This is a genomic window from Vibrio sp. DW001 (assembly GCF_029016285.1).
GTDB lineage: Bacteria > Pseudomonadota > Gammaproteobacteria > Enterobacterales > Vibrionaceae > Vibrio.
The window spans coordinates 3,547,472-3,560,044 of record NZ_CP091975.1 but is presented as its reverse complement, the minus strand read 5'-3'; the positions used below and the strand labels follow the sequence as shown (position 1 = coordinate 3,560,044).

General features: G+C 42.1%; 13 protein-coding genes. 6 read left to right on the top strand and 7 right to left on the bottom strand.

The annotated features are described in order from the left end of the window. Positions 1-239 precede the first annotated feature (239 nt). Together L3V77_RS16275 and aspA are read right to left on the bottom strand one after the other, a co-directional pair. Positions 240-2,054, bottom strand: a complete 1,815-nt coding sequence (locus tag L3V77_RS16275) for a protein-disulfide reductase DsbD (RefSeq protein WP_275135057.1) — start codon at positions 2,052-2,054, stop codon at positions 240-242. A gap of 168 nt (positions 2,055-2,222) precedes the next feature. Beyond that, on the bottom strand, positions 2,223-3,674 hold the full coding sequence (gene aspA, locus L3V77_RS16270; RefSeq protein WP_275135056.1) for an aspartate ammonia-lyase: 1,452 nt from the start codon (positions 3,672-3,674) through the stop codon (positions 2,223-2,225). Positions 3,675-3,965: 291 nt separating this feature from the next. On the opposite strand from aspA, the gene L3V77_RS16265 reads away from it, so the two are divergent. Then, positions 3,966-4,484: an FxsA family protein gene (locus L3V77_RS16265; protein WP_275135055.1), complete on the top strand. Its 519-nt coding sequence runs from the start codon at positions 3,966-3,968 to the stop codon at positions 4,482-4,484. A 48-nt stretch (positions 4,485-4,532) separates the two neighbouring features. On the opposite strand, the gene L3V77_RS16260 is transcribed toward L3V77_RS16265, so the two are convergent. From L3V77_RS16260 to L3V77_RS16250, 3 genes are all read right to left on the bottom strand, one after another. Next, entirely contained in the window at positions 4,533-5,012 is a 480-nt protein-coding gene (locus L3V77_RS16260) for a tRNA (cytidine(34)-2'-O)-methyltransferase (protein WP_275135054.1), read from the bottom strand. 118 nt (positions 5,013-5,130) lie between these two features. Next, positions 5,131-6,507 (bottom strand): envelope stress sensor histidine kinase CpxA, encoded by a 1,377-nt coding sequence (gene cpxA, locus L3V77_RS16255; protein ID WP_275135053.1) that lies wholly within the window; start codon positions 6,505-6,507, stop codon positions 5,131-5,133. Then, the gene (locus tag L3V77_RS16250) at positions 6,507-7,193 is read right to left on the bottom strand and encodes a response regulator (protein WP_275135052.1); all 687 of its coding nucleotides are present in this window, start codon (positions 7,191-7,193) and stop codon (positions 6,507-6,509) included. Before L3V77_RS16250 ends, cpxA begins: the two co-directional genes overlap by 1 nt. 182 nt (positions 7,194-7,375) lie before the next feature. Between L3V77_RS16250 and L3V77_RS16245 the strand changes: the two genes are divergently transcribed. The 3 genes from L3V77_RS16245 to pfkA all read left to right on the top strand — a co-directional run bounded on the left by L3V77_RS16245 (position 7,376) and on the right by pfkA (position 10,199). Beyond that, the gene (locus L3V77_RS16245) at positions 7,376-7,885 is read left to right on the top strand and encodes a CpxP family protein (protein ID WP_275135051.1); all 510 of its coding nucleotides are present in this window, start codon (positions 7,376-7,378) and stop codon (positions 7,883-7,885) included. Between the two features lie 145 nt (positions 7,886-8,030). Continuing rightward, positions 8,031-8,939 carry a CDF family cation-efflux transporter FieF gene (gene fieF / locus L3V77_RS16240; RefSeq protein ID WP_275135050.1) on the top strand — a complete coding sequence of 303 codons (909 nt, stop codon included), beginning with the start codon at positions 8,031-8,033 and terminating at the stop codon, positions 8,937-8,939. A 297-nt stretch (positions 8,940-9,236) separates the two neighbouring features. Then, positions 9,237-10,199 carry a 6-phosphofructokinase gene (gene pfkA, locus L3V77_RS16235; RefSeq protein WP_195704568.1) on the top strand — a complete coding sequence of 321 codons (963 nt, stop codon included), beginning with the start codon at positions 9,237-9,239 and terminating at the stop codon, positions 10,197-10,199. A 199-nt stretch (positions 10,200-10,398) separates the two neighbouring features. On the opposite strand, the gene tpiA is transcribed toward pfkA, so the two are convergent. Continuing rightward, complete coding sequence (tpiA, locus tag L3V77_RS16230) at positions 10,399-11,169, bottom strand: triose-phosphate isomerase (RefSeq protein ID WP_275135049.1); 771 nt, start codon at positions 11,167-11,169, stop codon at positions 10,399-10,401. A 231-nt stretch (positions 11,170-11,400) separates the two neighbouring features. Here tpiA and L3V77_RS16225 point away from each other — a divergent pair, with 231 nt between their 5' ends. Both L3V77_RS16225 and L3V77_RS16220 read left to right on the top strand, forming a co-directional pair. Continuing rightward, positions 11,401-11,748 (top strand): 5-carboxymethyl-2-hydroxymuconate Delta-isomerase, encoded by a 348-nt coding sequence (locus L3V77_RS16225; protein WP_195704566.1) that lies wholly within the window; start codon positions 11,401-11,403, stop codon positions 11,746-11,748. Between the two features lie 17 nt (positions 11,749-11,765). Then, positions 11,766-12,194, top strand: coding sequence for a DUF805 domain-containing protein (locus tag L3V77_RS16220; RefSeq protein ID WP_275135048.1), 429 nt, complete (start codon positions 11,766-11,768; stop codon positions 12,192-12,194). A gap of 10 nt (positions 12,195-12,204) precedes the next feature. Here L3V77_RS16220 and L3V77_RS16215 read toward each other — a convergent pair whose 3' ends face one another. After that, on the bottom strand, positions 12,205-12,531 hold the full coding sequence (locus tag L3V77_RS16215) for a DUF3135 domain-containing protein (protein ID WP_275135047.1): 327 nt from the start codon (positions 12,529-12,531) through the stop codon (positions 12,205-12,207). Positions 12,532-12,573: the final 42 nt, after the last annotated feature.

Genomic DNA, 12,573 nt, shown 5'->3' with positions numbered 1-12,573 from the left:
TTTGTACGCTAAATTTCTGAACAGTATCGACTTTTAAGCAATATTTAGTGTTGGCGATACATGAAATTACGGTTTTTTGAGATGTTGTTTTGTTCGATGGATCATAAATGTGACGAAGCTGAAATGATTGGGAATGATTCGTAAGACAGATGAACGCAACAGAGGGGGTTACGTTCATGTTGTTTATCGGCGTATCTACTACATCGTGTTCGACGAATCCTCTCAGGCTGTAGGCAGAATTAATTGCCGATGATTTGGTTTTCTAGATGCTTAAGAAACGGTTCTGCTTCGACAAAACCCGTTAATCTTGCGTTGGTGACATAGTTCCCATTTGCGTCCCAAAAATCAACGGTTGGTAACCCCATTACTTTTAAACGTTTAAATAGTTCGATATCGTCAGGGCTATTCTTAGTTACGTCGGCTTGCAATAGCACAAAGTCTTTTAATTTGCTTTCTACCTCTGGCGTGTGAAAGGTATATTTTTCAAATTCTTTGCAGGCCACACACCAATCGGCATAAAAGTCTAACATGACTGGTTTGTTGGCTTTATTTGCCAGTACAAGTTGTTTATCTAGTTCATCGACAGAGCTGATACGAGTAAAGGTTACTTGCGGTTGGTAAGCATTCACAGACCCATCCCCAAACCATTGGTTATATACAGGCATTACCGAAGCAACCAAGCCTAAAACAGCAATAATACCGATAAAACTCTGCTTCCATCCCCCGAATTCCAAACTATTCTTAGCATGATAAAGCCAGCCAAAGGCCGCAACCCCTAAAATACCCCATAAGGTGATCGCCCATTGCTCAGGGATAATTCTTTCGATTAAGAAGACGGGAGCAGCCAAAAGAATAAACCCAAATAAAATTTTAACTCTATCCATCCATGCACCAGCTCTTGGCAGTAACTTATTACCAAATACGGCCACAATAATGAGTGGAATACCCATGCCCAAACCAAGTGCATAGAGCGCCACGGCACCTGTTAATAGGTCACCACTTTGTGCGACATAAAGTAGAGCACCAGATAATGGTGCAGTGGTGCAGGGTGAGCAAACCAACCCAGAAATAGCGCCCATAGCGAATACACCAACTAGGTTGCCACCTTGTTGCTTATTGCTTTGTTGACTTAGCCACGTTTGAATACGGTTTGGTAACTGAATGGTGTACAAGCCAAACATCGACATCGCGAGTAAAACAAACAGGATACTCAAACCGATCAGTACAAACGGATGCTGTAGAGCGGCTTGAAATTGAAGCCCTGCCGAGGCGACAATCAGACCGAGTAAGGTGTAAGTTAGGGCCATGCCTTGAACATAAACGAAGGAAAGACCAAACGTTCTCGCTGGGCTGAGTTTTCCACTGCCCAATACAATGCTAGTAAGGATAGGGTACATAGGGAAGACACATGGCGTAAACGCCAAGCCAACACCGAGCGCTAAAAACATGAGAGGCGTCCACCAACTATCGGCTAGACTTACGGCAAGTTCAGATTCTTTACTTAATGATGGTGCTTTCTTTGCTGAGTTGGCTTCTAGATTTGCGGTATTGTTTTTTATAGAGTCAGCAATTCCCGCCGGAGTACTTGCTTGTGAAATCGGTTTTAGGTCAATTATTTTTGTTTCTGGTGGGTAGCAAAAGCCTGCTTTTGCACAGCCCTGATATTGGACGATAAGTTTCGCCCCGTCATTAACAGAAAGCAAAGGAACCTTAACGCTTAAAGGTTCGGTATAGATATTGACCGACCCAAAGAATTCATCTTTATATGGCGTGCCATCGATGATATTTAATGCATCAATTTGGGCGTTTTCGACACTAATGGAGAGGCGTTGTTGATATAGGTAGTAACCTTCCAGTACATCCCATTCGAGATGAACCGTATCTCCTATTTGACTTGCATAAAAAGGAAAGGCTTGTTGGACCGTAACAAAATCAGAATTGTTGTTATTAAAGCCGACACCTGAACTCGATGAGCTATTACTATCAAAAAGTGCGAGAGCTGAACCAGAAAATGAGAGTAATCCAATAAGTACTAGGGTGAAAAAAACGCGCATATAAGTAACTACTAAGCCAAATAAGATAAAGATAAGACCGAGCAAGGTCTATAAAGGTTTCATCATACTAGAGAATAGTTGAAAAAATAGTGAATAAACTAACATGAACAAAAATAAAGGAGACTGAAGCCGCCTTTATTTTTGGGTTATGTCAGCAAGAATATAGCGTTAATCGTAGCGCTTCGCCTTGTACTGGGGCGTTATTAAGTTTTCTACAGAGAATATTTCGTCTAGCTGTTTTGCGGTTAGTAGGTCTCTTTCAAGTACAACTTCGCGAACATTCTTACCTGTTTCGGCACAAATTCTCCCGACAATATCGCCCTCATGGTGGCCAATATATGGGTTGAGGTAAGTGACGATACCAATAGAATTGAATACAAAATTTTCACACACTTCTTTGTTGACGGTGATGCCATCAACGCACTTGTCACGTAGGTTAACGCAGGCATTTTTTAATAAGTCTAATGATTCGAACATGCTTTGAGCGATAACAGGTTCCATGACGTTAAGTTGAAGTTGCCCTCCTTCTGCTGCAAATGCGATGGTGGTGTCATTGCCCATCACTTTAAAGCAGACTTGGTTGACCACTTCAGGCACAACTGGATTGACTTTTGCAGGCATAATCGATGAACCCGCTTGGAGTTCTGGCAAGTTTAACTCGTTAAAGCCTGCACGAGGGCCTGATGAGAGCAATCGCAGGTCGTTACAGATCTTCGATAGTTTTACGGCAAGTCGTTTTAGCGCACTGTGCGCCATGACATAAGCACCGCAGTCTGACGTCGCTTCTATCAGGTCTTCAGCAGGGACGCAACGGTATCCGGTAACATCAGCGAGGTGCTTAACGGCGAGTACTTGATACCCGCTTGCGGCGTTCAAACCTGTACCGATGGCCGTTGCTCCAAGGTTTACCTCTAACAACAACTCCGCAATGTATTTTAGATTGCGGATCTCTTCGTTGATAGTTACAGACCAAGCGCGAAACTCCTGACCAACAGTCATCGGCACTGCGTCTTGAAGTTGAGTGCGTCCCATTTTGATAACCGAATTAAACTCTTCGCTCTTTAAATCGAATGCGCCTTTGAGGTATTCGACGGCTTCAATAAGGTGATAAATACTGGTGTAAACCGCAACGCGGAACCCTGTCGGATAGGCGCAGTTAGTTGATTGGCTCTTGTTGACATGATCGTTTGGATTGATAAATTCGTATTGTCCTTTTTCTTTGCCCATCAATTCCAAAGCAACATTGGCGATCACTTCGTTGGTATTCATATTGACCGATGTGCCGGCACCACCTTGAAAAACATCGGATGGAAATTGATCCATGCACTTGCCCGTTTGCAAAATAAGGTCACAGGCTTTAATGATATGGTTGGCAACATCACTAGGAAGAACACTCAGTTCTTTGTTTGCCAGAGCCGCTGCTTTTTTTGTCATTATCATTCCGCGTACAAATTCAGGCACGTCGGATATGGTGTTGTTTGAGATATTAAAGTTTTCTATTGCACGGAGTGTATGAATTCCGTAGTAAGCATCAATGGGGACGTGGCGTTCGCCGAGGAGGTCGTGTTCAATTCTTGTGGCAGGTTTCGATTTTGGCGCTGTTTTATTTAGTTTGTTCATAGTTTAGCCTCGGATGATTATTCCAAAAAATAATGAATGACTGGCCATTTCTGCTTTGTAGCTTACTTTTGATAGTTTAGTTAGTATAAAATTCTTGTGATTTTTGATATAAATCATACTCAAATTGTATTATAAAAATAGCCGCTCGGTCATATTTCTGCTCTGTATTTTGTAAAATAACGATCATTTGCATTAATACTGTAAAATATCGTAATTGCACTGTTGGCTTTATGGTTTTACAAGTAAACTAATTAACCAAACTTATTGACCAAATTTATAGTTGGAGAGCGTGTGTTTCCTATTTTATTATTGCTTTTTATCTGTGTCCCTATTATCGAAATAGGTCTATTTATTCAAGTCGGTGGGTTTCTTGGATTGTGGCCTACCATAGCGTTGGTGCTTGTTACTGCATTTGCTGGTGCATCGCTTGTGCGCAGTCAAGGCATTGCGACACTCATGTCAGTGCAGGGACGTTTGCAACAAGGTGAAATGCCGGCTCAACAAATCATTGAAGGGGTTATGTTAGCGGTCGCAGGCGTGCTTCTATTGACACCTGGTTTTATGACGGATGCATTTGGAATGCTTGTTTTATTGCCTGCGCCTCGAGCAAAAATGGCGAAAGAGTTGATGAAAAGAGTCAAGGTTAATACGATGGCAAGTGGTGGCTTTCACACACAAAGTGGATTTGGTCAAAGTCCGTTTGGACAAGATCCTTTCCAATCACCCCGTGATGATGGCAATACTTTCGAAGGAGAGTATGAAAAAAAAGATGATGACAACAATGATGGATCAAATAATCGTCTGAATTAGAACCTTTGGCTTCTAGGTACGATCACCTAGAAGCTTATCCTTTCTTAATTAAATAGCGCCTTCAAACCCTAATTGACGCCATGCTTCAAAGGCAATAATGGCAACCGCATTAGAGAGGTTCAAGCTTCGGCTATCTGGCATCATAGGGATACGGATTCTCTGCTCTAACGGTAAGCTTTCAATCAAATCTGCAGGTAATCCACGCGTTTCGGGACCGAATAATAACACATCATTTTTTTGGAACTTTGCGTCTACATGATGACCTGTAGTCTTGGTTGTACAAGCAAAAATTCTGAATGACCCTTCACGTTCATTTTCCAAGTAATCCATAAACGCCGCCAGATCCTTATGCCTTTTTACTCGTGCAAGATCGTGGTAATCCAAGCCCGCTCTGCGCACTTTTTTCTCTTCCAGATCGAAGCCTAACGGTTCAATAAGGTGCAAGTTCGCTCCGCAGTTGGCGCTTAAGCGGATGATATTACCGGTATTTGGGGCGATTTCTGGTTCAAATAGTGCAATGTCGAGCATGATTATCAACGTAATTGGTTGCTGGAAGAGCGAGTATAACTAGGGTCAGTTCGGTTTCAAAGAAGAACTGACCCTAATTAACCTGAACTCGGTATAACAAACATGAGTTGTGTTCAGGTTATGTCTCTGTTGGTAGGGTAATGGTGATTTTTAATCCCCCTAGAACGCTTTCTTCTGCGCGAATGGTGCCGTTATGTTGGCGTACTGCACTTTCAGTTATCGCGAGGCCTAACCCTGCTCCTCCTGAATGTCTATCTCTCGCTGTGGACACTCGATAAAAAGGTCTAAAGATGTCAGTAAGCTCTGCTTTTGGCACGCCATCACCATCATCTTCAACACAGATGGAAAGTGTATTGTTGACTTGAGTGAAACCGACGCGAATAGAGGTATGGCCATAATGAATAGCGTTACGAACAATGTTTTCAATGGCACTCATCAGTAGGTTTGGGTTACCAGTAATGGAGCAGCTAGGTATTTGGCTATAGATTAATGATTTCTCTTTTTGTTCCGCTTCAAATTGAGCGTCTGCAATAATTTCTTCCCAAAGGGTCGTCGCTGAGTGGGTCTCTCTTACTTGATGGCTATTCACTTGCATGCGAGACAGTTCCAATAACTCGCTGATCATTTTCTCTAATCGCTCAGCTTCCGTATTGATGCGTGTTAACTCTGCTGATTCACCTTGTTTTCTTGTCGCTAAAGCGTTCGCCATTCTTAAGCGAGTGAGGGGAGAACGAAGCTCGTGAGAAATATCAGAAAGTAGCCTTTGATGACCCGATATCATTTGATTAATTGCTAATACCATCTGATTAAAAGCTGCGCCAGCCTCACGAAACTCAGAACTTCCTTTTTCTAGATTTGGGTCTTCAATAAACTCACCATTAGCGACTCTTCTCGCTGCATTTTCAAGCAGGCGAGCGGGTTTACTTAACGCGTAAGCTAACCAAAGCAGTAAAGGGGTACTGATAAACATGACGAGTAGCAGGAGTCGGACGGGTTGATCAAATAGTTGAAGAAGAAATGGTGGGGTTTGATCCCACTCTCCAGCAATAAATAGAAGTACTTGTTGATTAGCAATCGTCACCGGCATTGGACCCGCTATCATGTAACGACCATATAACCTTTGCTGAGGTTTATCCAGAGACTCTAAACTAGTAATAAAGTTTTGTATTGCACGTCGCTGCATTCGGCTATTGACGCCAATTAGATTGCCATTGAGATCTGAGAAATATATTACCGGTTTTCCATCTTTTCTGTCACCTTTCCTTTTGTCATTAACCCGAAAGAATACATCATTAATGGAATGGTGGTTTTTGTATTTATCTTCAAGGTGTTCGGCAAAGTTTGAAAGTCTTTCAATATTATTTTGTTGAATACGATGCGTTTGCCTTGGATCTGAGTCTTGTACAAGCAGAACGGCGATCAATACCAAGAACATAGTAAACCAAAAAATGGCAAATATACGTCCATAAAGGTTGGAGAATTTTGGGAGTCTCATTATCCCTCCTCAACGAGTAGATAGCCACGCCCTCTTAAGGTTTTGATTCGTGGTTTTCCATCGCTGCGTTCAGGTAATTTTTTGCGAAGGTTGGATACATGCATATCAATTGCTCGGTCAAATGGTGCCAAACGTTTACCCAGAACATCTAGGCTCAATACCTCTTTTGTTAACGATTCCCCGGGATGTTGGATAAAATGGGTAAGTAGTGCGAATTCGGTTGTTGTTAGTTCCAAAAGTATTTCGTCAACATAGGCCTCCTGTTTACCAGGATAAACTTTGATGTTTTGATATTCGATATAGTCAGTAGGTTTTGAGGCCGAGTTTGTCTGTGTTCTTCTAAGAATGGCTTTAATTCGAGCGAGCAATTCTCGGTCACTAAATGGTTTAGGGAGGTAGTCATCTGCCCCTAGTTCTAGGCCGATGACCCTGTCTATCTCTTCGCCCTTCGCTGTGAGCATAAGAACAGGGATCTGCCAAGATTCACGTAATTTTTTAAGCATATCCATGCCATTCATTCTAGGCATCATGACATCTAACAATATGAGGTCAATTTTGTCATTTACGGCGGCAAGTCCCGCTTCACCGTCGTTAGCTTCGGTAATATTGAAGCCCTCAAATGTAAGCACTTCCTTCAGCAGACTTGTGAGTTCTGTGTCGTCATCAACTAATAAGATATTGGCCATTCCTACTACCTCTAATGCATTTGTTACGTTTAGTATGATTGATCTTACCTATAAACTTAACCACTTGTTTTGTCTTTACGCTTTTTTACGCTTTCTAGACGTTACTTTACTGTGCAGCCTCTATTCTATGCTTAACCGCTGTGAAGGCAGCTACCTAAAAAGAATAACGTGAGGAATAACCTATGAAAACAACGAAAAAACTAGTCATTGCGGCAGCTGCCCTTCCTATGCTTTTTGCAACAGCAAGTGCATTTGCATTTGGTGGTAAAGGTGGTTCAGATATGGACGGCCATCACGGCAAATTTGGAAATTTTGATAAAGGCTTAATTCGCCAGTTAGATTTAACGGAAGAGCAAAAAGATCAATTTCGCGATTTACGCGAAGCTAAACGTGACGAGATGCAAGCTGACCGCGACACAAACAGAGAAGCACGCCAAGCTGAGATGAGAGCGCAACACGCGGCAACGCAAGACCTCGTATTAGCCGCAGATTTTGACCAAGCAAAAGCGGAAGAACTCGCTGCGTCTATGGTTGAGAAACAAACGGAACGCCGTGTAAAGATGTTAGCTTCTCAACATGAAATGATGAGTATTTTAACGGACGAGCAAAAAGAACAGTTAAAAGAATTGCAAGCAGAGCGTATGGATGAAATGTCCGAACGTATGGGAAAGGGCAAAAGTAGAAACAAATAATACTTCGTTCATTTAGTTTTCCAACCGCCTAAAAAAAGCAGCATTGTGCTGCTTTTCTTCGTGTTACCTTCTGCAAAAATAAAATGATACCCAAGTCACAAAATCATGGCTATAATCCAAGTAAATCTTCCTAAATTGATCTGATATGAAAGAAGAATACGCTCGCCTAGTTTCAATGGCTGCATGGATGGCGACCGGAATTGCGACATTACTTCTGATAGTTAAACTGGCCACCTGGTGGGTTACTGGCTCGGTTAGTCTATTAGCATCACTGATTGATTCGTTACTAGACTTAGCGGCATCGGGTGTAAATCTAGTGGTCATTCGATATGCCCTTCAACCCGCGGATGAACAGCATACATTTGGTCACGGGAAAGCGGAGTCTTTAGCGGCATTGGCTCAAGCTATGTTCATCTCTGGATCCGCCTGTTTTCTTATCCTTAATGGTGTTGACCGATTCTTCCGTCCGCACGAATTGACCTCTCCAGAATACGGTGTTTATGTAAGTTTATTTGCTACCGTTGTTACTGCGGGGTTAGTCATGTTTCAAAAACATGTAGTGAGAAAGACAGGAAGCCAAGCAATATCTGCAGACTCATTGCATTACCAGACAGATATATACATGAATATTGCGATCATGGTTGCTCTTGGTTTGAGTTATTTTGGAGTGAGCCAAGCGGACGCGACGTTTGCCGTTGGTATTGGGGTCTTTATATTGATTAGCGCCATTAAGATGACATTAGAGGCAATACAATCTCTATTGGATAGGCAGTTACCAGAAGACGAGCTCAATACAATCCGTGAAGTGGCCATGTCTGTTGAAGGTGTTTTAGGTGTACATCAGTTAAGAACACGGATGGCAGGACCGGTAAGATTTATTCAGCTACATTTGGAATTGGAAGACAATATGATATTGATTCGAGCTCATGAGATCTCTGATGAGGTTGAAGAACGACTGATTAACGCTTTTCCAAGGGCGGATGTTTTGATTCATCAGGACCCTTATTCTGTTGTATATGGATCTGAAAAAGGGCAAAAAGAACTGGGTTGGTAAATTTATTTCAGAAATTACATCAACAAAAATGACTATTTTGAGCTATCTTTTGTTTGAATGATGGAAACTGAAACTGATTCTGATGTGAATCAACTAAGTTATCGCACAAAATGTAATACTCTTTCATAATTGAAAAAAACACATCATTTACTGGCTTACTAGAACGCAAGAAAGCGCAATGAGCGGGTATAGAAAATGACTATTAAAAGTTCTGCCGATTTTGTTATTTAGTAACATTAAGTAGTGACAAATTGGCAATTAAAATTTGTAAATTTGATTTGAAAATCGAGGGTGAGCATGATTAAGAAGATTGGTGTTTTGACAAGTGGTGGAGACGCCCCTGGGATGAACGCAGCAATTCGTGGCGTAGTCCGTACCGCACTTACTGCGGGTGTCGAAGTCTATGGTATCTACGATGGCTATCAAGGCTTATACGAAGATCGCATTGAAAAGTTAGACCGTTCTAGTGTTTCTGACGTGATTAACCGTGGTGGTACATTCTTGGGCTCTGCACGTTTTCCAGAATTCAGAGAAGTCGCTACGCGTGAAAAAGCGATTGAGAACTTGAAGAAGCATGGGATTGAAGCTCTAGTTGTTATCGGTGGCGATGGTTCTTACATGGGAGCGAAGAAGCTGACTGAGATGGGCTACCCATGTATTGGCTTACCAGGCACTATCGACAACGATATCGCGGGAACTGACTACACGATTGGTTACTTAACAGCGCTTAATACGGTTATTGATAGCATTGACCGTCTGCGTGATACATCATCGTCGCACCAGCGTATCTCTATTGTTGAGATTATGGGTCGTCACTGTGGTGATTTAACCTTGATGGCTTCGATCGCAGGTGGTTGTGAGTACATAATTACTCCTGAACAACCTTGGAGTAAAGAAGAGCTGATTGAGAGCTTACAGAACGGGATTGCCAAAGGTAAAAAGCACGCAATTATTACGCTTACAGAGCTAATGATGGATGCCAATGAGCTTGCAAGAGATATCGAAAAAGCGACAGGGCGTGAAACCCGTGCCACCGTTCTAGGCCATATTCAACGTGGTGGTCGTCCGACGGCATTTGACCGTGTATTAGCTTCTCGTATGGGTAACTATGCCGTTCATCTTCTATTGGAAGGTGAAGGTGGTCGTTGTGTTGGAATTCAGAAAGAGCAACTTATTCACCATGATATTATCGATGCTATCGAGAACATGAAACGTCCAGTTCGCACGGACTTATATAAAGTTGCAGATGAGTTGTTCTAAGATTTAATTAGAGAATAATTGAAACGGCCATTAGGAGACTAGTGGCCGTTTTTTTACACCCTAAGTGCATTCTAAGACACAGATGTAGGAAGTATTATCGACTATTTGCTTTGCTGGTGGGCTTTAGCTACGCCAAAAAACAAAAAAAGCCAGCCGAGGCTGACTTTAATTACTACTAAGCTATAGGCATAGGCTCTAATTAAGCTTTTGCTTTTGCTGCTGCTTTAGCGATTGCTGCAAAGCCTTTTGCATCAAGTGCTGCACCACCAACTAGCGCGCCATCAATATCAGGCATGCCGAAAAGTTCTGCTGCGTTGCTATCTTTAACAGAACCGCCGTATTGGATAACAAGATTTTTAGCGACGTCTTCACTTGACTGTGCGATGTGAGCTCGGATTGCTGCATGAATGTCTTGAGCTTGCTTAGCCGTTGCTGCTTTGCCTGTACCGATTGCCCAGATTGGTTCGTAAGCAACGATAGCGCCGTTTAGTGCTTCAACGCCCTGAGTCTTGATTACTGCGTCGAGTTGACGAGCACATACCGCTAATGTTTCACCAGCTTCGTTTTGTGCATCAGACTCACCAATACAAAGTACAGGTGTTAGGCCATTTTCTTTAAGAAATGCAAATTTCTTAGCAACAAACTCATCAGATTCATTGTGGTATTCACGACGTTCTGAGTGACCGATAATGATGTGAGTAGCACCAAAGTCTTTAAGCATTTCTGGAGACATATCACCAGTGAATGCGCCGCTGTTTTTTAGGTCAGTATTTTGAGCGCCAAGGATGATTTTGCTGCCACCCTCTTTAATTACGCGTTCTGCTAGGTCAACATAAAGTGCTGGTGGAGCCACAGCAACGTCAACGCCAGTTACGCCTTCAAGCTCAGCGTTAAGTCCGTTTAGTAGCTCAGTTACCATTGCTTTGCTACCGTTAAGTTTCCAGTTACCCATAACTACAGGATGACGCATAAGAATATCTCCAAAAAGTAATTAATGTAAAAAATAAACAATATTTCGAAAGAATATAACAGATAAAGCCCATTAGATCATGACACGAATCATTTCTTCATCGAATCTTTGGTTTTTGAACTGGACGGTTGTTAATCAAATTTGATCCAGCATACAAAATAATAGCTAAATTTTAGAAATTTGCTTGGATTGCTGTATTTTGAATCAATCTGACTTAAGGATAAATAACTAATGCCAAATATAATATTGGAATACACTAATTCCGTCGAGGATAGGGTGAACATTCAAGGGTTATTGGAAGATCTCCATCAGGTAGCGCTGAGCTGTGGTCTATTTCAAGCTGATGATGTGAAATCGCGCGCGTTGAGGTGCCACCATTGGTTGATTGGCGAGCATGATGACAGTGAAGGTTTTATTCATATTACCTTTGAAATGTTAGCTGGGCGGTCAGATGAACAAAAAAAGAGCCTGTCTCATGAGTTAATTGATGTTCTTACTGCGCAGGCTGGAACGGTAAAAAGCTTGTCGGTGAACATACGTGATATGGATAGAGGTACCTTCCAAAAGGTACTTAATTAATTTTAAGGTAAACATTGATGTCAATACCTGAACTGCTGTTCTCATTTCGAGGAAGAGTAAGTCGTCGAACATTTTGGTTGTGGAATGCGTTCTATTTTCTGATGATTATTTCTGTCGCCACTTTGGTGAAAAAACTGTTTCCTGAATCGGATAACATGGTGTTACCTACGATTTTAGTTTTGTTGGTTATTCCAGATTTGGCGATAACGGCAAAGCGTTGGCATGATAGAAATAAGTCATTGTATTGGTTAGGATTGCACGTTCCTTTGGTATTAACTCGGTTCATGGTTCCCTTAGCTGGCGTCGAAAACGTATTTCAACCGACTATGTTTCAGTCGGCTATGTCTCTTTCTGCGATGGCATGTGGGGCATGGATTTTTGCTGAATGCGGCTTATTTGAAGGCGATCAGAAAGAGAACCAATACGGCCCTTGTCCAACAAGATAAGGCTATAAACTCAATGGCGCGGAACGAAAGGAATGATTTCTGCGCTTCGCCTAGTCGATTGATCGCCTTCTAAAACCTCATGCATCTTAGAGATCTGCAAGCTTAGTTCGCGGGCTAAGACTATATTGATGTGATAGGGGTTTTTGCAGTGATTAATTACGCGATCTATATGACTCTGTTGTGCTCGCAATCTGGGTACCATCTCTTCTGAAGCGCAGATTATCGCTTGTTCGCACGCTTTGCGTTTGAATTGCTCGAACCCTTTCGGGTTGTTTTGAGCCAATTCGACCAGTTCATCAAAGGATGGAAGTGTTTGTTCATATTGAGCTTGATCCATAAGCTCCACCTATATTTAATTACAAATTACATTATATAAGTG